Annotated in this window: 17 protein-coding genes; 11 read left to right on the forward strand and 6 right to left on the reverse strand. The window is 63.1% G+C overall.

The features are described 5' to 3' along the window. The first annotated feature begins 24 nt into the window (after positions 1 to 24). The 10 genes from JKP78_RS07610 (at position 25) to trxC (ending at position 14,526) form a co-directional block, all read left to right on the forward strand. Entirely contained in the window at positions 25 to 912 is an 888-nt protein-coding gene (locus JKP78_RS07610) for an isochorismatase family protein (RefSeq protein WP_200626454.1), read from the forward strand. Continuing rightward, on the forward strand, positions 909 to 1,679 hold the full coding sequence (locus JKP78_RS07615; RefSeq protein ID WP_186684270.1) for a 2,3-dihydro-2,3-dihydroxybenzoate dehydrogenase: 771 nt from the start codon (positions 909 to 911) through the stop codon (positions 1,677 to 1,679). The genes JKP78_RS07610 and JKP78_RS07615 overlap by 4 nt, the downstream gene beginning before the upstream one ends. 210 nt (positions 1,680 to 1,889) lie before the next feature. After that, positions 1,890 to 2,435, forward strand: a complete 546-nt coding sequence (locus JKP78_RS07620) for a hypothetical protein (RefSeq protein ID WP_186684268.1) — start codon at positions 1,890 to 1,892, stop codon at positions 2,433 to 2,435. After that, positions 2,432 to 3,841, forward strand: coding sequence for a chorismate-binding protein (locus JKP78_RS07625; RefSeq protein WP_186684266.1), 1,410 nt, complete (start codon positions 2,432 to 2,434; stop codon positions 3,839 to 3,841). The genes JKP78_RS07620 and JKP78_RS07625 overlap by 4 nt, the downstream gene beginning before the upstream one ends. A 90-nt stretch (positions 3,842 to 3,931) precedes the next feature. Next, positions 3,932 to 5,842, forward strand: coding sequence for a threonine--tRNA ligase (thrS, locus tag JKP78_RS07630; protein ID WP_200626456.1), 1,911 nt, complete (start codon positions 3,932 to 3,934; stop codon positions 5,840 to 5,842). A 213-nt stretch (positions 5,843 to 6,055) separates the two neighbouring features. Then, positions 6,056 to 7,120 (forward strand): 3-deoxy-7-phosphoheptulonate synthase, encoded by a 1,065-nt coding sequence (locus JKP78_RS07635; RefSeq protein ID WP_186684262.1) that lies wholly within the window; start codon positions 6,056 to 6,058, stop codon positions 7,118 to 7,120. A 183-nt stretch (positions 7,121 to 7,303) separates the two neighbouring features. Next, positions 7,304 to 9,046 (forward strand): potassium/proton antiporter, encoded by a 1,743-nt coding sequence (locus JKP78_RS07640; RefSeq protein ID WP_200626458.1) that lies wholly within the window; start codon positions 7,304 to 7,306, stop codon positions 9,044 to 9,046. Between the two features lie 33 nt (positions 9,047 to 9,079). Continuing rightward, positions 9,080 to 12,388: a mechanosensitive channel MscK gene (gene mscK, locus JKP78_RS07645; protein WP_186684260.1), complete on the forward strand. Its 3,309-nt coding sequence runs from the start codon at positions 9,080 to 9,082 to the stop codon at positions 12,386 to 12,388. Between the two features lie 116 nt (positions 12,389 to 12,504). After that, positions 12,505 to 13,965 carry a protein adenylyltransferase SelO gene (gene selO, locus JKP78_RS07650; protein ID WP_186684258.1) on the forward strand — a complete coding sequence of 487 codons (1,461 nt, stop codon included), beginning with the start codon at positions 12,505 to 12,507 and terminating at the stop codon, positions 13,963 to 13,965. A gap of 126 nt (positions 13,966 to 14,091) precedes the next feature. Further along, complete coding sequence (gene trxC, locus JKP78_RS07655) at positions 14,092 to 14,526, forward strand: thioredoxin TrxC (protein WP_186684256.1); 435 nt, start codon at positions 14,092 to 14,094, stop codon at positions 14,524 to 14,526. Here trxC and JKP78_RS07660 read toward each other — a convergent pair. Both JKP78_RS07660 and JKP78_RS07665 read right to left on the reverse strand, forming a co-directional pair. Further along, positions 14,523 to 15,296 carry a ParA family protein gene (locus JKP78_RS07660; protein WP_186684254.1) on the reverse strand — a complete coding sequence of 258 codons (774 nt, stop codon included), beginning with the start codon at positions 15,294 to 15,296 and terminating at the stop codon, positions 14,523 to 14,525. The genes trxC and JKP78_RS07660 overlap by 4 nt on opposite strands. Positions 15,297 to 15,385: 89 nt before the next feature. Beyond that, positions 15,386 to 16,279: a LysR family transcriptional regulator gene (locus tag JKP78_RS07665; RefSeq protein WP_200626459.1), complete on the reverse strand. Its 894-nt coding sequence runs from the start codon at positions 16,277 to 16,279 to the stop codon at positions 15,386 to 15,388. A gap of 165 nt (positions 16,280 to 16,444) precedes the next feature. Between JKP78_RS07665 and JKP78_RS07670 the strand changes: the two genes are divergently transcribed. Next, positions 16,445 to 17,632, forward strand: coding sequence for an MFS transporter (locus JKP78_RS07670; protein WP_225931989.1), 1,188 nt, complete (start codon positions 16,445 to 16,447; stop codon positions 17,630 to 17,632). 120 nt (positions 17,633 to 17,752) lie between these two features. On the opposite strand, the gene JKP78_RS07675 is transcribed toward JKP78_RS07670, so the two are convergent. The 4 genes from JKP78_RS07675 to gltB all read right to left on the reverse strand — a co-directional run bounded on the left by JKP78_RS07675 (position 17,753) and on the right by gltB (position 25,489). Next, positions 17,753 to 18,100: a YgiW/YdeI family stress tolerance OB fold protein gene (locus JKP78_RS07675; protein ID WP_200626466.1), complete on the reverse strand. Its 348-nt coding sequence runs from the start codon at positions 18,098 to 18,100 to the stop codon at positions 17,753 to 17,755. Positions 18,101 to 18,215: 115 nt separating this feature from the next. Beyond that, positions 18,216 to 19,280, reverse strand: coding sequence for a uroporphyrinogen decarboxylase (gene hemE, locus JKP78_RS07680; RefSeq protein ID WP_186684248.1), 1,065 nt, complete (start codon positions 19,278 to 19,280; stop codon positions 18,216 to 18,218). Positions 19,281 to 19,518: 238 nt separating this feature from the next. Next, positions 19,519 to 20,937 (reverse strand): FAD-dependent oxidoreductase, encoded by a 1,419-nt coding sequence (locus tag JKP78_RS07685; protein WP_013974599.1) that lies wholly within the window; start codon positions 20,935 to 20,937, stop codon positions 19,519 to 19,521. 106 nt (positions 20,938 to 21,043) lie between these two features. Then, positions 21,044 to 25,489 (reverse strand): glutamate synthase large subunit, encoded by a 4,446-nt coding sequence (gltB, locus tag JKP78_RS07690; protein WP_200626467.1) that lies wholly within the window; start codon positions 25,487 to 25,489, stop codon positions 21,044 to 21,046. Between the last annotated feature and the right edge of the window lie 95 nt (positions 25,490 to 25,584).

Below are 25,584 nucleotides of genomic sequence, written 5' to 3' on the forward strand. Positions count from 1 at the left end.
CTTTACGCTTTCAAGGATATTTCGATGGCAATTCCACAGATCGAGCTTTACCAGGTTCCGAGCCACGTCATGCTGAACCGTCCAGCGCTACCCTGGACGCCGGCCCCCGAACGGGCGGCACTGTTGATCCATGACATGCAGAACCACTTTCTCAAGCCCTATGCCTCGCAAGCTTTCGTCGACGCCCTGGTACAGCGCATCCAGGCCCTGCGCTCTGCATGCTATGCCCTTGGTATCCCGGTGTTCTACACCGCCCAGCCCGGTAATCAGCAGGTCGAATCGCGCGGTCTGTTGTGCGACTTCTGGGGCCCGGGGCTGGCCGAGGATGGTGTCAGCCCTGGCATCGTCTCCGGCCTGGCGCCCGACCCTCAGCGTGACGTCATGCTGGTCAAGCACCGCTACAGCGCCTTCGCCCGCTCCGACTTGCTTGAACGCCTGCAACTGGCGGGGCGCGACCAATTGATCATCTGCGGGGTCTACGCACACATTGGCTGTCTGACCACCGCCACCGATGCCTTCATGGCGGACATCCAGCCATTCGTGGTAGCCGATGCCCTGGGTGACTTTTCCCTGGAGCGTCATCAACTGGCACTCGAGCACATGGCGCACTGTTCGAGCGTAGTGCTGTCGACGCAGCAGTTGCTTGATGCCCTTGCCCCGGCACAGGTGGCCCACGATATTCCCGGCGATATCGCCCGCTGCCTGGCGCTGCCCCTGGAGCGCGTTGCAGAAGTGGACGACCCGGTCGAACTGGGCCTGGACTCGGTGCGCCTGCTGATGCTGTTCGAACAATGGCAACAGGCAGGCCTGCCGGTAAGCTTTCTGGAACTGCTCGAGCGCCGCAGCATCCGCGCCTGGGTACAGCTGATCGAGCAGCGCCTGCAGGCACAAGCCAGTGGAGCCTCGGTATGAAACGTTTCGCCGGAAGATCCGTCATGGTGACCGGTGCTGCGAGCGGCATCGGTGCCGCAGTGGCCGGGCGCCTGCTGGCCGAGGGCGCCACGGTGATCGCCCTGGACTGCGACAGTTCTGGCCTGGAGGCACTCGCGGCGGAACTGCGCTCGGACAAGGTCAAGCTGCATGCGGCCGACATCACCGACCGCGAGCACATCACGAGCCTGGTCAGCCGCATCGACGAGCAATATCCACTCGACGGTCTGGTCAATGCCGCAGGCGTCATGGAGGCAGGGCCCTTCGAACAGATGTCGGCGCAGGCCTGGCTGCGGCTGTTCGAGATCAACGTGCACGGCACCTTCCATGTATCGCAGTCCGTAGCCCGCTGCATGTTGGCAAGACACCGTGGGGCCATCGTCAGCGTTGCATCCAACGCCGCCACCACGCCGCGGGTGAACCTGAGCGGATACTGCGCATCGAAAGCCGCCGTGGCCATGCTCACCCGCTGCATGGGCCTGGAGCTCGGCAGGCAAGGTGTGCGCTGCAATGTGGTATCGCCCGGTTCTACCCGTACCCCGATGCTGCACCAACTGGCCGGCCACGACGAAACCCTGGACCGGCGCATGGTCGAGGGCGACCTCGGCCTGCATCGCATCGGCATCCCGCTTGGCAAGATCGCCGAACCCCAGGACATCGCAGCCGGAATCGCTTTCCTGCTCTCGGACGATGCCAACCACATTACCCTGCAAAACCTGGTCATGGACGGCGGCGCCACCTTTGGTTGAGTGCACGTCCTGGATATTGCGAGGCAGATTGCCATGAATTTCACGATTTCGTCCTTTGCCAGGTCCGCGTCCGCAAACGCGCAAACGGCACCAGGCAGGGCCTGCAGCGAACCATTGGGCCAACTTCTGGATAGAGTGCTGGCAGGTGAGGCCCTCATTCAGTGGATCGAGCTGCCAACCAATGCGCGCGTTGATCGCCAGGCGCTCGAAATGACCAGCCAGCGCTTGCGGCGTTACCTGCAGTGGATGACCGGTGGCCCGGTATTGACGGTCCTGCACGCTACCCCGTCGCAGGCCCACGAGCTGCAAGGCCTGAGCGAGAGCTACCTGGCCATCACGGCTGGCTACCCTGGAGCGGGTAGCCAGCTCAGGCTGTTCGACAACCAGCTGCAGCCAGCCTGGCCGCAAACATTGGCCCTGCCGCTTGCCTTGGCGGTGCACGGACTCAGCCCGGCACAAATCGCCCAGCGGGTTGCCGAGACCAACCCGGCGCAGCCGCACGGGACTGCGCTGCTGCTGTGCGATACCCCGCCGCGACACGACGGCAGCCTTTGGCTGTTCGACCCTTGTGACAATCTGCGCAACATACGCAGCGCCATACAGCCAGGCAGCCGCCCGCACGGCCTGGTGCACCGCTGGCAGGCCGCGAACTACGCCGCGGCCGTGCCACCACTGCCAGCCCCGACCGACTTCGAACGGGACCTGCAGCTCTGCAGCCATCTGGCCCAGGCATTCAAGGAGCCAATTTGCGCATGATCAGCCACTTCGACTTTCCCCTGCCAACATCTGCGCTCGGCGTACACGACGCCGGCACAGCTCTGCTCGCCGAAATGAGTCGTGCCTTCCCCGGACTTGCCGAGCAGTTCAGTTGCGTGTTCAGCGAACATACCGATGGGCATGACCGTTCGCTGGTCGGTCTCGGCAACCAGTATCGCCTTCGTGCGACGCGCGAACCGCAGGCACTTCGTATCGACTGGCTCGACCACGACCGCGTGCTATGCCGCGATACGCTGCACATGGACGACCAGCAGTCGTTTCACGAACAGCTGTTCAAGGGCGTGGCACAATTCTGGAAGACCGTGGGCAGCAGCTCGCCAGCCCTGGCTGGCCTGCCTCGCGACGTCCCCCTGCTGGGTGGCTGGCGCTGCGCTACTCACCCCGAACGGTTGCACGAGCCACTGATCATGACCATGCCGACCCTGTTCCTGTGGGTGGAGCCTGGACGTATCAGCGGGGCGACCTTCGATGCCGGACTGTGCGCACAGATCGCACGTATCGTGGCCCACCTGGCTCCGCGCACCTACCCGGCATTGCCCGCAGTCAACCGCTACGAGTTGATCCCACCATGCAGCAACTATGTCGACAACCTGCTCGACCTGCTCGGCGAAATGGCCACAAGCGAAGCGGACAAGGTGGTGATAGGGCGTGAAGTCCGCTTGAGCATGAGCAAGCCGGTAGACCCCTTGCAGTTGCTCGGTCAAATCGCACCGCGGCCCAACCCGCACTATGAGTACCTGTTCCGCTGGGATCGCGGTCCGGCATGGATCGGCATCTCACCGGAGACCCTGATACGTACCGACGGCAGCAAGGTGGTCGTGGAGCCGCTGGCGGGAACCCGAAAAGGCTCCGACGAAGCGCTCAAGCGTGACCGCTATCGTCAGGAACTGCTGTCCGACAGCAAGGAACTGGAAGAGCACGAAACAGCTGCCCAGCTGTTTTTCGAACAACTTCGGCAGGTTTGCCGACCGGGCTCGCTCGACGTGCGCGAATCGAGGAATGTCATCGATCTGGGGTATGTACAACACCTCAAGAGCCGCATTGAAGGCGAACTGGCGAGCGGCATGAACGTGTTCGATGCTCTGGCGGCCGTCTACCCACCTGCGACCATCTGGGGCAAGCCGCTGGGCCTGAGCGGCGAACGCATCCGACGCTTCGAATACATCGATCGAGAGTTTTTCACCGGCGGCTTGGGTTACCTGACCCTGGGGAGCCGGTGCAACTTCGCTCTGGCGATCAGAACCGCCAAGGTGACCGCAGCACAGGTACACATTTTTGCCGGCAGCGGCATCGTCAAGGCCAGCGACCCGTACCGCGAATGGCTGGAGACCAGCAACAAGATGAAACCGTACCTGCAAAATGGCGCTTGGTCATATGAAGGATGATAACGTTGCAAAAGCCTTGCACAGGATCGAGCAAGGCCCTCTACACCGGCGCCTTGGCGCCAACGTCAAACTAAATGGGCAGCAAACAACATGATCTCTATCGCTCTACCGGATGGCAGTCGCAAGGAATTCCCGGAGCCGCTCAACGTCCAGCAATTGGCAATGTCCATCGGCAGTGGCCTGGCGGCCGCGACACTCGCGGCAAAAGTCGACGGGCGCCTGGTTGACGCCTCATACATGCTGACTGGCGATACCACGGTCGAGATCGTCACAAGCAAAAGCGAGGAGGCACTGGACGTCGTCCGCCATTCCACTGCACACCTGATGGCACAAGCCGTGCAGCGCCTGTACCCAGGTACCCAGGTCACCATCGGCCCGGTGATCGACAATGGCTTCTATTACGACTTCGTAGCCGAGCGCCCTTTCAACCAGGATGATCTGCCGTTGATCGAGGCGGAGATGCACCGGATCGTCGACAGCCGCCTGGAGATAAAACGTCGGGAGCTTCCGCGCCAGCAGGCCATCGACCTGTTCAGCAGCCTGGGCGAGTCGTACAAGGTGAAGATCATCGAGGACATTCCGGGCGGCGAAACCCTTTCGGTGTACCAGCAGGGTGAGTTCACCGACCTTTGCCGCGGGCCTCACGTACCTGATACCGGCAAGCTCGGAGCATTCAAATTGATGAAGGTGGCCGGTGCCTACTGGCGCGGTGATTCCAGCAACGCAATGCTCAGCCGCATCTATGGCACCGCCTGGCTGAATGACAAGCAGCTCAAGGCTTACCTGTCGCAGCTGGAGGAAGCGGAGAAGCGCGACCACCGCAAGCTGGCCAAGCAATACGACCTGTTCCATCAACAGGAAGAGGCGCCGGGCATGGTGTTCTGGCACCCCAAGGGCTGGGCGATCTGGCAGACGGTAGAGCAATACATGCGCAAGGTGTATCGCGACAGCGGTTACCAGGAGGTGCGCTCGCCGCAGGTGGTGGACAGCTCGTTGTGGCGCCGCTCTGGGCATTGGGACAACTACAAGGAGAACATGTTCGTCACCGAATCGGAAAACCGCCAATACGCCCTCAAGCCCATGAACTGCCCAGGGCATATCCAGATCTTCAAGTTCGGCCTGCGCAGCCACCGCGAGCTGCCGATTCGCTATGGCGAGTTCGGCGGTTGCCACCGCAATGAGCCCTCTGGGGCCCTGCATGGCATCATGCGGGTGCGCGCCTTTACCCAGGACGACGGGCATATCTTCTGTACCGAGCAACAGATCGAATCGGAAATTCGCACCTTCCACCACCAGGCTCAGAAGGTCTACCGGGCATTCGGCTTCGAGGACGTGGCGGTGAAGATCGCCCTGCGTCCCGAACCCGGGAAGCGCCTGGGCAGCGACGAGGTCTGGGACAAAGCCGAAAACCAGCTGCGTTCGGCGTTGTCCGCCTGTGGCGTGACCTGGGAAGAGCTGCCAGGGGAAGGGGCCTTCTACAGCCCCAAGATCGAATACCACTTGCGCGATGCCATCGGCCGCGAATGGCAGGTCGGCACCATCCAGGTCGACTATCACATGCCCGACCGCCTGGGTGCCGAGTATGTCGACGAACATTCGCAGCGCCGTCGCCCGGTGATGCTGCACCGGGCAATTGTCGGCTCGCTCGAGCGCTTCATTGGCATCCTCATCGAACACCATGCTGGCGTCTTTCCCACCTGGCTGGCACCGGTTCAGGCCATGCTGCTGACCGTGACGGATGCACAGAACGGTTACGCCGAGCAGGTCCGCCACCAATTGCGCGAGCGCGGCCTGCGGGTCGAGGCTGACCTGCGCAACGAGAAGATCGGCTACAAGATCCGCGAAAGCACGCTGCAACGTGTGCCCTACCTGCTGGTAATCGGTGACCGTGAGAAAGACAGCGGCACGCTCGCCGTGCGCAGCCGTGCCGGCGACGACCTCGGTACGCTCAGCGTTGACGACTTCGCCGAACTGCTGGCCAGGGAAACCCTGGTGGATTGACCCTGCCGCCACGGGCTCGAGAGGTATTGAGCCCGTGGCCAACCCAGGCATGACCTGCCTGGAATGAATGCTGAACACGGGAGGTCGCAATGCCCAAAGTCCGAACCCGATAACGCATCAAGTCCGCCTCACCCCTCTCGCACCCTGCCTCGCAGCCATTCGCATGCGCGGCCTGGCCGTGCCTGTTTCAGAACGACAACCAGGATGTCAGACATGAGCACCATTGCCTTTTCGCGCTTGCCCAATCTCGACTCTGCAGCCACGCCCGTGGAGTCCGTCATCCAGACACTGCCCAGCGCCTACACGCTGAGAGCCGCACTGCCAGTGGACGGGCAGTTGGCACAGCAGGTCCACTGGCAGCGCCAGCAAATCCGGGAGATTGTCCACGGTAACGATTCGCGCTTGCTGGTGATCGCAGGCCCTTGTTCGCTGCATCACGGCCCGGCTGCGGTTGAGTATGGCGGCAGGCTGGCTGAACTCGCAGACGAGCTGCAAGACCGACTGCTGATTGTCATGCGCGCCTACGTGGAAAAACCCCGCACCACCGTCGGCTGGAAGGGCCTGATGTACGACCCGGATCTCAACGGCAGCGACGACATGCAGGCTGGCCTGGAGCTCTCCAGGTCGCTGATGCTCGAACTGGTCGGGCTTGGCCTGCCGCTGGCCAACGAGATGCTGCAACCCATGGCCGCCCATTACTTCAGCGACCTGCTCAGCTGGGTCGCCATAGGCGCCAGGACCAGCGAATCGCAGATCCACCGTGAGCTGGTCAGCAGCCTTGATGTCCCCGTCGGGTTCAAGAATGGCACCGATGGCAGCCTGGGCGTGGCCTGCGATGCCATTTGCAGCGCTGCCCACCCGCACCGCTACTTTGGCATCGATCTGCGTGGCCGCCCGGCACTGATCAGTAGTGCCGGCAACATGGACGGCCACCTGGTGTTGCGGGGCGGGCGCAACGGCGCCAATCACCATGCGGAAGCAGTCGCGCAGGCGCGAGCCCAACTGCTGGCAGCAGGCGTCGCCCCGCGCCTGCTGGTTGACTGCAGCCACGCCAACAGCGGCAAGGACCATAGCCGCCAACCGCAAGTCCTGGAAGAGGTACTGGCACAGCGACGTGCGGGCAATCGCGATCTTTTCGGCATCATGCTGGAGAGCAATCTGAACCCGGGCCGACAGGACCTGTCGACGCAGCTGCGCTATGGCGTTTCCATCACCGACGGCTGCCTCGGCTGGGACGAGACCGCCACGCTGTTGCGCCGCGCCGCTGATCTGGCCTGACAGTGCCACTGCGCAGCCCTGCGCTGCCAGTGGTTTGCCAGCATTCGCCAAGGCACCCACGGTGGTGCCTTTTTTCATCAGCAGAAACGCCTTACATGCTGCCAATTCATCAGGTTAGAATCGATTGGCACGCGACTTGCGAGTCAAGTCATCTTCCCGCGCCACACCCCGGAGTACCTGCCTTTGGATGCTAGCACCATCAACAGCCTGTTTCTGATCGGCGCATTGCTGGTGGGCGCAAGTATCCTGGTCAGCTCGCTGTCGTCGCGCCTGGGCATCCCTATCCTGGTCATCATCCTTGCGGTCGGCATGATCGCCGGCGTCGATGGTGGCGGCATCATCTTCAACAACTACCCGACCGCCTACCTGGTGGGCAACCTGGCACTGGCCGTGATCCTGCTGGACGGCGGCCTGCGCACACGGGTTGCGAGCTTCCGCGTGGCCCTGTGGCCGGCGCTGTCGCTGGCCACCGTCGGCGTGATGATCACCACCGCCCTCACCGGCATGGTCGCCGCCTGGCTGTTCGACCTGAGCCTGATCCAGGGCCTGCTGATCGGCGCCATCGTCGGCTCCACCGATGCTGCGGCGGTGTTCTCGCTGCTCGGCGGCAAAGGCCTGAACGAGCGGGTGACCGCCACCCTGGAAATCGAATCGGGCAGCAACGACCCGATGGCCGTGTTCCTCACCGTCACCCTCATCGACATGATCGCCAGCGGCCAGACCGGCCTGCACTGGAGCCTGCTCACCCACCTGCTGCGCGAGTTCGGCATCGGCGGGCTGCTGGGCCTGGGCGGTGGCTGGATGATGCTGCAGCTGGTCAACCGCATCAACCTGGCAGGCGGCCTGTACCCGATCCTGGTCATCGCTGGCGGCCTGGTGGTGTTCTCGCTGACCAACGCCCTGCACGGCAGTGGCTTCCTTGCCGTCTACCTGTGCGGCCTGGTGCTGGGCAACAAGCCGATCCGCAGCCGCCACGGCATCTTGCACATGCTTGACGGCATGGCCTGGCTGGCCCAGATCGGCATGTTCCTGGTGCTGGGCTTGCTGGTCACGCCGCACGATTTGCTGCCCATCGCCCTGCCTGCGCTGGGCCTGGCGTTGTGGATGATCCTGGTGGCGCGACCGCTGTCGGTGGTCGCCAGCCTGCTGCCGTTCAAGGCCTTCCACGGCCGTGAAAAGGGCTTCATTTCCTGGGTTGGCCTGCGCGGTGCGGTACCGATCATCCTGGCGGTATTCCCGTTGATGGCCGGCCTGCCGGACGCCCAGCTGTTCTTCAACCTGGCGTTCTTCATCGTGCTGGTGTCGCTGCTGGTGCAAGGCACCAGCCTGCCGTGGATGGCCAAGCTACTGAAAGTGACCGTGCCGCCCGACCCGGCGCCGATCTCCCGTTCTGCCCTGGAAGTCCACCTGACCAGCGAGTGGGAGCTGTTCGTCTACCGCCTGGGTGCGGAAAAATGGTGCATCGGCGCCGCCCTGCGCGAGCTGAAAATGCCCGAAGGCACGCGCATCGCGGCACTGTTCCGGGGCGAGCAATTGCTGCACCCGTCGGGCAGCACCGTGCTGGAAGTCGGCGACATGCTTTGCGTGATCGGCCACGAGCACAACCTGCCAGCCCTGGGCAAACTGTTCAGCCAGGCGCCGCAACGCGGCCTGGACCTGCGCTTCTTCGGCGACTTCGTACTCGAAGGCGATGCCGAACTGGGTGCGGTGGCAGCGCTGTATGGCCTGAAACTCGATGGCCTGGATGCAAAAATGCCGTTGGCGCAGTTCATCCGACAGAAGGTCGGAGGCGCTCCAGTAGTAGGTGACCAGGTCGAATGGCATGGCACAATTTGGACCGTGGCCACCATGGACGGGAACAAGATTCAGAAAGTAGGCGTCAGATTCCCCGAAGGAACGCGACCCGGACCAGGATTGTTCCTCTAAACTTCGATTGCCTGATTCACAAGTAGCCTGCCTATGTCCCTGCGCGCGTATCTCCGCACAGCCCTGCTCGGGCTGTGCCTGTCTCTTTCTTTTGCAGCCACTGCGGCAGAAGCCCCGACCACCGCCAGTATCCAGAACAGCCTCGACAAGATCGCCGAGCGCAAGCTGCCCGAAGCCGAGCAGAAGGCCCTGCAGCAGGTACTGGAGCAAACCCTCAGCCTGCTCGCCAGCAAGGAAGACAACGAGAAGAAGCTCGCCGCGCTCAAGCAGCAGCTGGCCGGGGCTCCGAAGGAAACCAGCGACAGCCAGCGCGAACTGGCCAAGCTCCAGGAAAGCAAGCCACAGCCGGTGGCCCAGCGCTACGCCAGCCTCAGCGTGCCGCAACTGGAACAGATGCTCAGCGAACGCAGCACCCAGCAGGGCGAGCTGCAGAAGGCGCTGTCCGAAGCCAACAGCCTGATCATCAATTCGCAAACCCGCCCGGAACGTGCCCAGGCGGAAATCAGCAATGCCCAGGCGCGCACCCAGCAGATCAACAGCATCCTCAAGACCGGCAAGGATGCCGGCAAACCGATCAACGCCGACCAGCGCAACCAGCTGAATGCCGAACTGGCCTCGCTCAACGCCCTGACCCTGCTACGCCGCCAGGAGCTGGCCGGCAACAGCCTGCTGCAGGACCTCGGCAATGCCCGCCACGACTTGCTGATCGAACGCGCGGCGCGCCTGGAGCAGGAAATCCAGGACCTGCAGACCCTGATCAACGACAAGCGTCTGGCCCAGTCCCAGGAGGCCGTCACCCAGCAATCGATCGAGGCCCAGAAGGCCGGTGGCAGCAGCCTGCTGGCCACCGAAAGCGCGGTCAACCTCAAGCTTTCCGACTACCTGCTCAAAAGCACCGACCGGCTCAACGAACTGACCCAGCAGAACCTGCGCACCAAGCAACAGCTCGACAGCCTGACCCAGGCTGACCAGGCGCTGGACGAACAGATCAACGTGCTCAAAGGCAGCCTGCTGCTGTCGAAGATCCTCTACAAGCAGAAGCAGACCCTGCCGCACCTGAAACTGGACCGCGACCTGGCCGACCAGATCGCCGACACCCGCCTGTACCAGTTCGAGGTCAACCAGCAACGCGAGCAGATGAGTAGCCCGGTCACCTACGTCGACAAGCTGCTGGCGGCACAACCCCAGGAAGAGGTGACGCCGCAGCTGCGCAAGGCCCTGCTGGAAGTAGCCATCACCCGCAGCGACCTGCTGGAACGGCTGAACCGCGAACTGTCGGCACTGCTCAACGAATCGATCACCCTGCAGCTCAACCAGAAGCAATTGCTGGGCACCGCCCAGAGTCTGCGTACCACCCTCGACGAGCAGATGTTCTGGATCCCCAGCAACAAGCCGCTGGACTGGGACTGGCTGCGTTACGTGCCGGAGCGCCTGGCCGATCAGGTCGCCAACCTGCCGTGGGGCTCGGGCCTGAACGAGCTGGCCGACGGCCTCAGCCAGCGGCCGTTGCTGTTCCTGCCGCTACTGCTGGTGATCGGCGCCCTGCTGTGGCGACGCAAGTACCTGTACCAACGGCTGGGCAAGGTGCACCAGGACATCGGCCATTTCCGCCGCGACAGCCAGTGGCATACACCGCAGGCAATCCTTATCAACATCCTGCTGGCGATGCCGGTCAGCCTGGGCCTGGCCCTGTGCAGCTATGCCCTGCAGATCGACGCCCGGGGACAGAACGCCAACCTCGGCGCCGCCCTCTGGCAGCTGGCCCAGGCCTGGCTGGTGTTCTATACCGCCTACCGCATCCTTGCCCCCGGCGGCGTGGCGGAAATCCACTTCCGCTGGCACAAGCCGCAAGTCGAGTTCCTGCGCGGCTGGGTACGCCGCCTCGGCACCGTGGTGCTGGCGCTGGTCGGGGTAGTGGCTGTGGCCGAGCATCAGCCATCGGCCCTGGCCGACGACGTGCTGGGCATCGGCGTTGTGCTGGCCTGCTATGCCTTGATGGCCTGGCTGCTCAGCCGCCTGCTGCTCAGCAGCCCGGCACACCGCGACACCTCGCTGTTCCGCAAGGCCGTGGGCGTAGCCTTCACCGCACTGCCCATCGCCCTGTTCGTGGCGGTGTGCTTCGGCTATTACTACACCGCGCTGAAGCTCACCGACCGGCTGATCTACACCCTCTACCTGCTGCTGTTCTGGCTGGTGATCGAGGCCGCGTTCGTGCGCGGCCTGTCGGTGGCGGCACGGCGCCTGGCCTACCAACGCGCGCTGAGCAAGCGGGCGGCAGCCAAGGAGGGGCTGGATGGCGAAGTCATCACCGAAGAGCCGACCCTGGACATCGAACAGGTCAACCAACAATCGCTGCGCCTGATTCGCCTGGCCCTGCTCGGCGGCTTCATCGCCGGCCTGTACTGGGTGTGGTCGGACCTTATCTCGGTATTCGCCTACCTCAACAACTTCGTCCTCTACGAATACACCAGCGGCACTGGCGCCGCCGCCAGCATGGTGCCGATCAGCCTCGGCGACCTGCTCGGAGCCCTGGTCATCGTCGGTATCACCTTTGCCCTGGCCGGCAACTTGCCGGGCCTGCTGGAAGTGCTGGTACTGTCGCGCCTGAACCTGGCGCAGGGCAGCGCCTACGCCACCACCACGCTGTTGTCGTACACCATCGTCGGCGTCGGCATCGTCAGCACCCTGTCGACCCTGGGGGTCAGCTGGGACAAGCTACAGTGGCTGGTGGCCGCGTTGTCGGTGGGCCTGGGCTTCGGCATGCAGGAAATCTTCGCCAACTTCATTTCCGGCATCATGATCCTGTTCGAACGCCCGGTGCGCATCGGCGACACCATCACCATCGGCAACCTGTCGGGCACGGTGAGCAAGATCCGCATCCGCGCCACCACCATCACCGATTTCGACCGCAAGGACATCATCGTCCCCAACAAGACCTTCATCACCGGCCAGCTGATCAACTGGTCGCTGACCGACACGGTCACCCGGGTGACACTGAAGCTGGGCATCGACTACGGCTCCGACCTGGACCTGGTACGCGACCTGCTGCTCAAGGGTGCCCATGAGAACCCACGGGTGCTCAAGGACCCGGAGCCGATCGTGTATTTCCTCAACTTCGGCGAAAGCTCGCTGGACCATGAACTGCGCATGCACGTACGCGACCTGGGCGACCGCAACCCGACCCTGGATGAGATCAACCGCTACATCAACCGTGAGTTCAAGGCGCACAACATCAAGATCTCGGTACGCCAGGTAGAGGTATTCCTGATGGACCCGAAAGGCGGCAAGCAACAGCTGGTTCCGGTGGAACAGCCGAAATCGGATGGCACTGCTTCGGCCTGAGAACGCTCCAATGCTTTATTCTGGGCAAACCCCCGCGAGGCCTTTGCCCTCGTTCGCGGGCAAGCTCGCGAAGGGCCGTAGCGCGGCCCCGGACACTCAACCCCAGGAGCCGGCCCGTGAAAGCCCTCGACCAACTCACCTTCGACAATCGCTTCGCCCGCCTGGGCGACGCGTTCTCCACCCAGGTACTGCCCGAGCCCATTGCAGACCCACGCCTGGTGGTTGCAAGCGAGTCGGCCATGGCCCTGCTCGACCTCGACCCGGCCCAGGCCGAACTGCCACTGTTCGCCGAGCTGTTCAGCGGCCACAAGCTGTGGGACCAGGCCGACCCACGGGCGATGGTCTATTCCGGCCACCAGTTCGGCTCGTACAACCCACGGCTGGGTGACGGTCGTGGCCTGCTGCTGGCCGAAGTATTGAATGACGCCGGCGAGCATTGGGACCTGCACCTCAAGGGCGCCGGCCAGACCCCTTACTCACGCATGGGCGACGGCCGCGCCGTGCTGCGTTCGTCGATCCGCGAGTTCCTTGCCTCGGAAGCCCTGCATGCCCTGGGCATCGCCACCAGCCGAGCGCTGTGCGTCATCGGCTCCAGCACCCCGGTATGGCGTGAAACCCGTGAAAGCGCAGCCATGCTCACCCGCCTGGCGCCGAGCCATGTGCGTTTCGGCCATTTCGAATACTTCTACTACACCAAACAGCCCGAGCAACAGCGCGTACTGATCGACCATGTGCTGGAACAGCACTACCCCGAATGCCGTGACGCCGAGCAGCCCTACCTGGCCATGTTCCGCAGCATCGTCGAGCGCAACGCCGAGCTGATTGCCCGCTGGCAGGCCTACGGCTTCTGCCACGGCGTGATGAACACTGACAACATGTCGATTCTCGGCATCACCTTCGATTTCGGTCCCTATGCCTTCCTGGATGATTTCGACGCCAACTTCATCTGCAACCACTCCGACGACCGTGGCCGCTACAGCTACGCCAACCAGGTGCCGATTGCGCACTGGAACCTCAGTGCCCTGGCTCAGGCGTTGACCACAGTGATCGAAGTGGAACCGCTGAAAGAGGCGCTGGGGCTGTTCCTGCCGCTTTATCAGGCCCATTACCTCGACCTGATGCGCCGCCGTCTGGGCCTGACCACTGCCGAGAACGACGACATGGCGTTGGTCGAGCGCCTGTTGCAGCGCATGCAAAGCGGTGGCGTGGACTACAACCTGTTCTTCCGCAAGCTGGGTGACAAGCCGCTAGCCGAAGCGCTGAAGGTGGTGCGCGACGACTTCATCGACCTGGCCGGTTTCGATACCTGGGCGGCCGACTACCTGGCCCGCTGCGAGCGCGAAGCCGGCAATGCCGAAGGGCGTCGGGCACGGATGCATGCGGTCAACCCGCTCTACGTGCTGCGCAACTATCTGGCGCAGAAAGCCATCGAAGCGGCGCAAGCGGGAGACTACAGTGAAGTACGACGGTTGCATCAGGTGCTGAGCAAGCCTTTTGAAGAGCAAGCCGGGATGCAGGCCTACGCCGAACGGCCGCCGGAGTGGGGCAAGCACCTGGAAATCAGCTGTTCATCATGAATCCTGGGGCCGCTTTGCGGCCCATCGCGACACAAGGCCGCTCCTACAGGAATACGCGTATCCTTGCTGGGGTGGCCTTGTGCCGCGGTGGGCTGCAAAGCAGCTCCGAAATCTCAAGGAAATGACATGTCCGAGCCCCTGGTAATCCCCTGCCCCCACTGTAATGGCCTCAACCGCGTGCCCGCCGAGCGTCTGGGCGACGCCCCGAAATGCGGCCGCTGCAAACAGGATGTACTGCTCAGCGCCCCCTTCGAGGTTACCGAAGCAACCTACGCCAGCCAGATCAAGGGCGACTTGCCGCTGCTGGTCGACGTCTGGGCCGACTGGTGCGGCCCGTGCAAGGCGTTTGCTCCCACATTCGAACAAGCCGCCCGCCAACTGGCCGGCCGCTGCCGCCTGGCCAAACTCGACAGCGAAGCCAACCGCACCCTGTCCGGGCAATTGGGTATCCGTTCGATCCCCAGCCTGCTGCTGTTCAGAAACGGCCGCGAAATCAGCCGCCAGGCCGGGGCGTTCCCACTCCAGTCATTGCTGGAGTGGTTGCGCAGCCAAGGGGTTTAAGCGTTCTCTTCAAGCAGCGAATGCAACTCGACAAACTGCTGCGTCAGCTTGTGCCTGGGCTCCAGGTGAATCAGCGGCAGGCTGGCGTGGTGCGATTCACGCATCTTCACCGAGCTGCCCAGGTACACCGGCAGCACCGGCAGGCCCTCTTCCAGCAGCTCATCGAGCATCTGCTGCGGCAGGCTGGCACGGGACTGGAACTGGTTGACCACGATGCCTTCGACCACCAGGTCTTCGTTGTGGTCGTCTTTGAGCTCTTCGATCTCGGCCAGCAGGCCATATAGGGCCTGGCGCGAGAAGCTGTCGCAGTCGAAGGGGATCAACACTCGATCGGCGGCGATCAGTGCGGAAACCGCATAGAAGTTCAGAGCTGGCGGGGTGTCGATATAGATCCGCTCGTAGTCCTCGTCCAGTTCGTCGAGCAGCTTACGCAGCTTGTTGATCTTGTGCTTGGCCTCCAGCTTCGGCTGCAGGTCGGCTAGCTCGGCGGTGGCGGTGACCACGTGCAGGTTGTCAAAGGGAGTTTCGTAGATATCGACCTTGTTCTTCTTGCTGAACGGCCCGCTGGACAGGCTCTGCTTGAAGAAATCGGCGATGCCCATGGGAATGTCCTCGCCGGTGAGCCCGGTGAGGTACTGGGTCGAGTTGGCCTGGGCATCCAGGTCGATCAGCAGGGTCCGGTAGCCTTCATTGGCACTGACCGCCGCCAGGTTGCAGGCGATGCTCGACTTGCCCACGCCACCTTTCTGATTGAACACCACGCGCCGCATGATTGACCTCCGTGTTTCAACGAATGCCCGAGTATGTGGCGGCGCTGCGGCAATGGCCAGTGCCATTTGCCGTTCACCCCTGCAGGTCGTCAGTCATAGGACTGCCCGGTGACCAACTCGGCAAAAGCCCTGGCCATTGCCGACCTGCCGCGCTCGCGCTGTACCAGCCACACCGCCGTCATCGCCCCGTCATCGAGCAAGGTGCGGTAGACCACGCCTTCGATGCGCATGCGCTGGAAGGAGGCCGGCAGTACCGAGACCCCCAACCCCGCCGACACCAGGCCAATGATGGTCATCGCTTCCCCCGCTTCCTGGGCAAAATGCGGGCTGAAGCCCGCCTGCCGCGCCAGGCTCAACAGCTGCGCATGCAGGCCGCTGCCATAACTGCGCGGGAAGAACACGAACGGCTCATGGGCCAGCGCCGCCATGTACACGCCATGCTCGGTACCTTCGGCCAGCGGGTGCGACGCGTTGATTACCGCTACCAGCGGCTCGCTGAACAGCTCTGTGGCGACCAGGCCTTCCGGCAGCGGCATCGACCGCATCAGCCCTACCTCGATGGATTCATCGAACACTCCCTCGGCGACATCGCGGCTGCTCATTTCCCTGAGGCTCAGGTGCACCGCCGGGAAGCGCTGGCGAAACGCATGGATGGCCTTGGGGATCTTCGAGGTGAACGGGGCCGAGGACGTGAAGCCGATCTTCATTTCGCCCAGCTCGCCCAACTGCGCACGTCGGGCCACATCGGCGGCTTTTTCCACTTGCGCCAGCACCTGGCGGGCTTCGTCGAGGAACAACCGCCCCGCCTCGCTCAGCTCGACCCGCCGGTTGGTGCGCTCGAACAGCCGTGCGCCCAGTTCCTGCTCCAGCGCCTGGATCTGCTGGCTCAAGGGCGGCTGCGAGATGCCCAGTTGCTGGGCGGCACGGCCAAAGTGCAATTCCTCGGCCACGGCAATGAAGTACCGCAGGTGGCGCAGTTCCATGGTCGGCTCCGAACAAGTCGCTAAACATCTTAAATAGGTCGAACAATATATTGGAACTAATCATTAGCCAGCTATATGCTTTTTTCATTGCGTCAGAGGTCCCCGCCCGTGAAAACTGCCGTAGCGCCCCTTCCTGCCGAGCCGGAACCCGCCCCCTTGAACGAAATGTGGATCGAAAAGGGCACGCCTGCCTTCCTGAAGACCGTGCTGGCGCTGTTCAGCGGCGGCTTCGCCACCTTCGCCCTGCTGTATTGCGTACAGCCGATGATGCCGCTGCTGTCCAAGGAATTTGCCATCAACGCGGCGCAAAGCAGCCTGGTGTTGTCGGTATCGACGGCGATGCTGGCGTTCGGCCTGTTGATCACCGGGCCCATTTCCGACCGCATCGGCCGCAAGCCGGTGATGGTATTTGCTCTGGCTTGTGCTGCCCTGGCCACCTTGGCCAGCGCGGTGATGCCGAGCTGGGAGCTGGTCCTGGCCAGCCGCGCCCTGGTCGGCCTGTCGCTGAGCGGCCTGGCGGCAGTGGCGATGACCTACCTGAGCGAAGAGATCCACCCGCAGCACATCGGCCTGGCCATGGGCCTGTACATTGGCGGCAATGCCATTGGCGGCATGAGCGGGCGCTTGATCACGGGTGTACTGATCGATTTCGTCAGTTGGCACACTGCGATGCTGACCATCGGTGGCCTGGCCCTGGCGGCCGCGCTGGTGTTCTGGAAAGTGCTGCCCGAATCGCGCAACTTCCGCCCACAGGCAATGAACCCGCGTAGCCTGCTGGACGGCTTTGTCATGCACTTCAAGGATGCCGGCCTGCCCTGGCTGTTCCTTGAAGCCTTCCTGCTGATGGGCGCCTTCGTCACCCTGTTCAACTACATCGGCTATCGCCTGCTGGCCGAGCCCTACCATATGAACCAGGCACTGGTCGGCTTGCTGTCGGTGGTGTACCTGTCGGGTATCTACAGCTCGGCGCAGGTCGGCGCCCTGGCCGACAAGCTGGGCCGGCGCAAGGTGTTCTGGGCCAGTATCGTGGTGATGGCGAGTGGCTTGCTGATGACCTTGGCCAGCCCGCTGGTGATGGTGATCGTGGGTATGTTGGTGTTCACCTTCGGCTTCTTCGGTGCGCATTCGGTGGCCAGCAGCTGGATCGGTCGCCGGGCGTTGAAAGCCAAGGGGCAGGCTTCGTCGCTGTACCTGTTCAGCTATTACGCCGGGTCGAGCGTGGCCGGTACGGCGGGCGGGGTGTTCTGGCACCAGTGGGGCTGGAATGGCATCGGGCTGTTCATCGGCAGCCTGCTTGCGGTGGCATTGTTGGTGGCGCTGCACCTGAGCAAGCTGCCACCTAAGTCGATCTGAACCTTGGGGGCCGCTTTGCGGCCCATCGCGACACAAGGCCGCTCCTACAGCGGAACGCGATTCCCGTGTAGGAGCGGCCTTGTGTCGCGATGGGCTGCAAAGCAGCCCCTGAATCTCGGATCAGTTGATGATTTCGACCATATCCACATCCACTTCGCGGCTCATCAGGTGTTTCTCCACCTCACCGGTCAGCTTGACTTTGGTCTTGTCGTTGAATGGCGTCGGCGGCAGGTCTTCATCATCGATTTCCACGGTGATGGTGCCGGTGTTGTCCTTGAACTCGTACTTGTCGTCGTTGTTGATCTTCTTGGTCACGAAGCCCTGCAACACCACCGGAGTGTCATCGGCAGCATCGTTGGCGGCGGCAACAGTGGTGACCGACTGGGCGCCGGGGCCGGTATAGCTGCCAGCCAGGGCTGCGGTACTGAACAGCGGTACGAAGATCATGGCGAGGTAGCGGGTTTTCATGAGGATCAGGTCCTGTCTGGTTTCGATAGAAGCAGATTAGCGACGATCGCTGAATTAAAACTTAACGCAACAAAAAGCCCGGCACTTGGCCGGGCTTTGCCTTTCAGCGATCAGCTCACCGATGGTATTGCGCCGACAGCTCATGCACGGCATTGATGAACACGCCAGCGTGCTCCGGGTCGACTTCCGGTGTGATGCCGTGGCCCAGGTTGAATACGTGTCCCGTGCCATGGCCGTAACTGGCCAGGATTCGTGCCACTTCCTTGCGGATCGCCTCGGGCTTGGCGTACAGCACGGTCGGGTCCATGTTGCCCTGCAACGCCACCTTGTCACCCACGCGGCGGCGGGCATCGCCGATCTCGCAGGTCCAGTCCAGGCCCAGTGCATCAGCACCGGCTTCGGCGATGCTTTCCAGCCACAGGCCGCCATTCTTGGTGAACAGGATTACCGGTACCTTGCGCCCTTCGTGCTCGCGGATCAGGCCGCTGACGATCTTGCGCATGTAGGCCAGGGAGAATTCCTGGTAGGCCGCCGCCGACAGGTTGCCGCCCCAGGTGTCGAAGATCTGCACGGCCTGGGCGCCGGCGAGGATCTGGCCGTTGAGGTAGCTGGTCACCGACTGCGCCAGCTTGTCCAGCAGCAGGTGCAGGGCTTGCGGGTTGTCGTAGGCCATTGCCTTGGTCTTGCGAAAGTCCTTCGACGAGCCGCCTTCGACCATGTAGGTGGCCAAGGTCCATGGGCTACCCGAGAAGCCGATCAGCGGCACGCGGCCGTTGAGTTCGCGGCGGATGGTGCTGACCGCGTCCATCACATAGCCGAGGTCTTTCTGTGGGTCGGGGATCGGCAGCGCTTCGATATCGGCCGGGGTGCTGATGACCTTCTTGAAGCGCGGGCCCTCGCCGGTTTCGAAGTACAAGCCCAGGCCCATGGCGTCAGGGATGGTGAGAATGTCCGAGAACAGGATCGCCGCATCCAGCGGGTAGCGGTCCAGCGGCTGCAGGGTGACCTCGCAGGCGAACTGCGGGTTCATGCACAGGCTCATGAAGTCACCGGCCTTGGCGCGGCTGGCGCGGTACTCCGGCAGATAGCGGCCGGCCTGGCGCATCATCCACACCGGGGTGACGTCTACGGGTTGCTTGAGCAGTGCACGCAGGAAACGATCGTTCTTCAGGGCAGTCATGTCGGCATCCGGAAAAAAAGTGCGGGCATTTTCTCAGACGCCAGCGCAAAAGGCACGGGCAGGGCCATGCGTTTTGTCTATTGGATGCCATGGATCAAGCAATCTTGTATACAAAAAAAGCCTTTGGGGCTGCTTTGCAGCCCATCGCGACACAAGGCCGCTGCTACAGGACATACACGATCCCCTGTAGGAGCGGCCTTGCGTCGCGATGGGCCGCAAAGCGGCCCCCGAAAATCGATCAGACTTCCAGATAGTCCAGAATACCCTCGGCAGCAGTACGCCCTTCGAAGATCGCCGTCACCACCAGGTCCGAACCGCGCACCATGTCGCCCCCGGCAAATACCTTCGGGTTGCTGGTCTGGTGCTTGAACTTGCCCTTCTCCGGCGCCACCACGCGACCCTGGCTGTCGAGCTGGATGCCATGCTGCTCGAACCACGGCGCCGGGCTTGGGCGGAAGCCGAAAGCGATCACCACGGCATCGGCCGGCAGGATCTCTTCGGAACCCGGGATCGGCTCGGGGCTGCGGCGGCCCCGCGCATCCGGCTCGCCCAGACGGGTCTCGACCACCTTCACGCCTTCGACCTTGTCTTCGCCGACAATGGCGATCGGCTGGCGGTTGTAGAGGAACTTCACGCCTTCTTCCTTGGCGTTCTTCACCTCACGGCGCGAACCCGGCATGTTCGCCTCGTCACGACGATAGGCACAGGTCACCGACTTGGCGCCCTGGCGGATCGAGGTACGGTTGCAGTCCATCGCGGTGTCACCGCCCCCGAGCACCACCACCTTCTTGCCCTGCATGTCGACGAAATCTTCCGGCGACTTTTCGAAGCCCAGGTTGCGGTTGACGTTGGCGATCAGGAAGTCCAGCGCGTCGTGCACGCCCGGCAGGTCCTCACCGGGGAAGCCACCCTTCATGTAGGTGTAGGTGCCCATGCCCATGAACACCGCGTCGTACTCGGCGAGCAGTTGCTCCATGGTCACGTCCTTGCCCACCTCGGTGTTCAGGCGGAACTCGATCCCCATGCCGGTGAACACTTCGCGGCGGTTGCTGAGCACGGTCTTTTCCAGCTTGAACTCGGGAATGCCGAAGGTCAGCAGGCCGCCGATTTCCGGGTTACGGTCGAATACCACCGGGGTCACCCCAGCACGCACCAGCACATCGGCGCAGCCCAGGCCGGCCGGACCGGCGCCGATGATGGCGACGCGCTTGCCGGTGGGCTTGACCTTGGACATGTCCGGGCGCCAGCCCATGGCGAAGGCGGTGTCGGTGATGTACTTCTCGACCGAACCGATGGTCACCGCGCCGAAGCCGTCGTTGAGGGTGCAGGCGCCCTCGCACAAGCGGTCCTGCGGGCATACGCGGCCACACACTTCCGGCAGGGTGTTGGTCTGGTGCGACAACTCGGCCGCCGCCAGGATGTTGCCTTCGGAAACCAGCTTCAGCCAGTTGGGGATGAAGTTGTGGACCGGGCACTTCCATTCGCAATACGGGTTACCGCAGCCCAGGCAGCGGTGCGCCTGCTCCACGGACTGCTGCGGCTTGAACGGTTCGTAGATTTCCACGAACTCCTTCTTGCGCTGGCGCAGCAGCTTTTTCTTCGGGTCCTTGCGGCCCACTTCGATGAACTGGAAGTCGTTGTTCAGACGTTCAGCCATTTTTCAAAACCTCTTTACCGCAGTTGCCAGCCTCAGGCTGCAAGCTGCAAGACGATCACTTGAGCACGACAGGCCCCGCGCACGGGGCCGTCACTTGCAGCTGTTGTTACTGCGGGTTGGCACGGGTGCTGGACAGCAGTTGCTTCAGGTTGGCCGCCTTCGGCTTGACCAGCCAGAAGCGCCGCACGTAGTCGTCCAGGTTCTCCGAGAGCTCACGCCCCCACTCACTGCCGGTCTCCTCGACGTACTCGGCAAGGACTCGCGCCAGGTGGCTGCGATAGGCCTCCATCGCTTCACCACTGATTCGCTGGATTTCCACCAGCTCGTGGTTGAGTTTGTCGACGAAGGTGTTGTCCATGTCGAGCACGTAGGCGAAGCCGCCAGTCATGCCAGAACCGAAGTTGTAACCGGTCTTGCCCAACACGCAGACAAAGCCGCCGGTCATGTATTCACAGCAGTGATCGCCAGTGCCCTCGACAATAGCGTGGGCGCCAGAGTTACGCACAGCGAAGCGCTCGCCCGCTGTACCAGCGGCGAACAGCTTGCCACCAGTGGCCCCGTACAGGCAGGTGTTGCCGACGATGGCGCTGTGCTGGGTTTCGAACGGGCTGCCGGCTGGTGGCACGATGGTGATCTTGCCACCGGTCATGCCCTTGCCGACGTAGTCGTTGGCGTCGCCTTCCAGGTGCAGGTTCAGGCCCCCGGCGTTCCACACGCCGAAGCTCTGCCCCGCAGTGCCCTTGAAGCGGAAGGTGATCGGCGCTGCAGCCATGCCCTGGTTGCCATGCAGGCGGGCGATCTCGCCCGACACGCGGGCACCGATGGAGCGGTCGCAGTTGCAGATGTCGAGGCTGAACTCGCCACCGGCCTGGTCACGGATGGCCGGCATGGCCATTTCGACCATTTTTTCGGCCAGCTCGCCCTTGTCGAACGGCGGGTTCTTGTCCACTTCGCAGAACTGCGGCTTGTCCGCCGGGATGTGCGAGCTGCCCAGCAGCGGCGACAGGTCGAGGTACTGCTGGCGCTCGGTGTCGCCTGGCAGTACATCGAGCAGGTCGGTACGCCCGATCAGCTCGCCCAGGCTGCGCACGCCCAGCTTGGCCAGCCATTCACGGGTTTCTTCGGCGACGAAGGTGAAGAAGTTGATCACCATGTCGACGGTGCCGATGTAGTGGTCCTTGCGCAGCTTGTCGTTCTGGGTGGCCACGCCGGTAGCGCAGTTGTTCAGGTGGCAGATGCGCAGGTACTTGCAGCCCAGGGCGATCATCGGTGCAGTACCGAAGCCGAAGCTCTCGGCGCCAAGGATGGCCGCCTTGATCACGTCCAGGCCGGTTTTCAGGCCACCGTCGGTCTGTACCCGGACCTTGCCGCGCAGGTCGTTGCCGCGCAGGGTCTGGTGGGTTTCGGCCAGGCCCAGCTCCCACGGGGCGCCAGCGTACTTGATCGAGGTCAGCGGCGAAGCACCGGTACCACCGTCGTAACCCGAGATGGTGATCAAGTCCGCATAGGCCTTGGCCACACCGGCAGCGATGGTGCCGACCCCGGCTTCGGCCACCAGCTTGACCGACACCAGGGCCTGCGGGTTGACCTGCTTGAGGTCGTAGATCAGCTGGGCCAGGTCTTCGATCGAGTAGATGTCATGGTGCGGTGGTGGCGAAATCAGGGTCACACCCGGCACCGCGTAGCGCAGCTTGGCGATCAGGCCGTTGACCTTGCCGCCTGGCAGCTGGCCGCCTTCGCCGGGCTTGGCGCCCTGGGCAACCTTGATCTGCAGCACCTCGGCGTTGACCAGGTATTCCGGGGTCACGCCAAAGCGACCGGTGGCCACCTGCTTGATCTTCGAGCTCTTGATGGTGCCGTAGCGCGACGGGTCTTCACCGCCCTCACCGGAGTTGGAGCGCGCACCCAGGCGGTTCATGGCCTCGGCCAACGCCTCATGCGCCTCTGGCGACAACGCGCCCAGCGAAATACCAGCGGAGTCGAAGCGCTTGAGAATGGCCTCCAGCGGCTCGATCTGCTCCAGCGGCAGCGGCTGCTCAGCCACTTTCACCTTCAGCAGGTCGCGGATCATCGACACCGGGCGCTGGTCGACCAGCGCGGTGTATTCCTTGAACTTGGCGTAGTCGCCCTGTTGCACCGCAGCCTGCAGGGTGTTGACCACGTCCGGGTTGTAGGCGTGGTATTCGCCACCGTGGACGAACTTCAGCAGGCCGCCTTGCTGGATCGGCTTGCGCGCGCTCCAGGCTTCGGCAGCCAGCAGCTTCTGGTCGCTTTCCAGGTCTTCGAAGCGCGCACCCTTGATGCGGCTGGACACGCCCTTGAAGCTCAGGCCAACCACTTCCTCGGACAGGCCGATGGCTTCGAACAGCTGCGCACCACGGTACGAGGCGATGGTCGAGATGCCCATCTTCGACAGGATCTTCAACAGGCCCTTGGAGATGCCCTTGCGGTAGTACTTGAAGACTTCGTCCAGGTCGCCCAGCACTTCGCCGGTGCGGATCAGGTCGGCCAGCACTTCGTAGGCCAGGTACGGGTACACGGCCGAGGCACCGAAGCCCAGCAGCACGGCGAAGTGGTGCGGGTCACGGGCGGTAGCGGTTTCCACCAGGATGTTGCTGTCGCAGCGCAAGCCCTGTTCGGTCAGGCGGTGGTGCACCGCACCAACGGCCAGCGAGGCATGCACCGGCAGCTTGCCCGGGGCGATGTAGCGGTCGCTCAGCACAAGCTGGGTCTTGCCGCTGCGCACCGCTTCTTCAGCCTGGTCGGCGATATTGCGGATGGCCGCCTCCAGGCCGACGCTCTCTTCATAGTTGAGGTCGATCAGCTGGCGGTCGAAGCCTTCACGCTCCAGGTTCATCAGCGAGCGCCACTTGGCAGGCGAGATGACCGGCGAGCTGAGGATCACCCGCGAGGCGTGCTCCGGTGACTCCTGGAAGATATTGCGCTCGGCACCGAGGCAGATTTCCAGGGACATGACGATCGCTTCGCGCAGCGGGTCGATCGGCGGGTTGGTCACCTGGGCGAACTGCTGGCGGAAGAAGTCGTAAGGCGAGCGCACGCGCTGCGACAACACCGCCATCGGCGTGTCGTCACCCATCGAACCGACCGCTTCCTGGCCCTGTTCACCCAGCGGGCGCAGTACCTGGTCACGCTCTTCGAAGGTGACCTGGAACATCTTCATGTATTGCTTGAGCTGGTCAGCGTCGTAGCTGGCCACGCCCTGGTCGTCGGTCAGCGTCGCCTGGATGCGCGTGGCATGCTGACGCAGCCAGCGCTTGTACGGGTGGCGCGACTTCAGGCGGTTGTCGATGGCATCGGTATCGAGGATCTGGCCGGTTTCAGTGTCGACGGCGAAGATCTGCCCCGGGCCGACCCGGCCCTTGGCAATGACGTCCTCTGGCTTGTAGTCCCATACGCCGATTTCCGACGCCAGGGTGATGTAGCCGTTCTTGGTGGTCACCCAGCGCGCCGGGCGCAGGCCGTTGCGATCGAGCAGGCACACCGCGTGGCGGCCTTCGGTCATGACGATACCGGCCGGGCCATCCCACGGCTCCATGTGCATGGAGTTGTATTCGTAGAAGGCGCGCAGGTCGGCGTCCATGGTCTCGACGTTCTGCCAGGCTGGCGGTACCAGCATGCGCACACCACGGAACAGGTCGATGCCACCGGTAACCATCAGCTCGAGCATGTTGTCCATGCTCGATGAGTCGGAACCGACACGGTTGACCAATGGGCCGAGCTCTTCGAGGTCGGGGATCAGGTCATTGGCGAACTTGGTGCGACGGGCCATCGCCCAGTTGCGGTTGCCGGTGATGGTGTTGATCTCGCCGTTGTGGGCGAGGAAGCGGAATGGCTGCGCCAGCGGCCATTTCGGCAGGGTGTTGGTGGAAAAGCGCTGGTGGAACACGCAGATCGCGGTTTGCAGGCGCTTGTCACCCAGGTCCGGGTAGAACGCCGCCAGATCGCGCGGCATCATCAGGCCTTTGTAGATGATGGTCTTGTGCGAGAAGCTGCAGATGTAGTGGTCGACATCGTGGGCGTTGGCCACCGACGAACGGCGACGGGCACTGAACAGCTTGATGGCGAATTCCTGGTCGCTCAGGCCTTCGCCGCCGATGAACACCTGCTCGATCTGTGGCAGGCGCTCCAGGGCCAGGCGGCCGAGTACGCTGGTGTCGATCGGCACCTTGCGCCAGCCAACCAGCTTCAGGCCGGCGGCGAGGATTTCGCGGTCCATGTTGGCACGGGCAGCTTCGGCTTTGACCGGGTCCTGGTTGAAGAACACCATGCCGACGGCATACTGCTTGGGCAGCTCGACGGCGAAGTGCTCCTGGGCCACGGCACGCAGGAACTGATCAGGCTTCTGCATCAGCAGGCCGCAACCGTCACCGGTCTTGCCGTCGGCGTTGATGCCGCCGCGGTGAGTCATGCAAGTCAATGCCTGCATGGCGGTTTGCAGAAGGTGGTGGCTCGGTTCGCCCGTCATGTGGGCGATCAGGCCAAAACCACAGTTGTCCTTGAATTCTTCGGGATGGTACAGACCTGTTTTCATAGACACATTCTCACCAGGTTCACCTCTCAACGGAGGTAAATCTCTTTTTTAACAACCACTTACCATCCACGCCGATCAAACGCCAGCTTTTTGCG

Origin of the sequence: Pseudomonas sp. LAM2023 (assembly GCF_016620375.1) — a bacterium.
Taxonomy (GTDB): Bacteria; Pseudomonadota; Gammaproteobacteria; order Pseudomonadales; family Pseudomonadaceae; genus Aquipseudomonas; species Aquipseudomonas anuradhapurensis.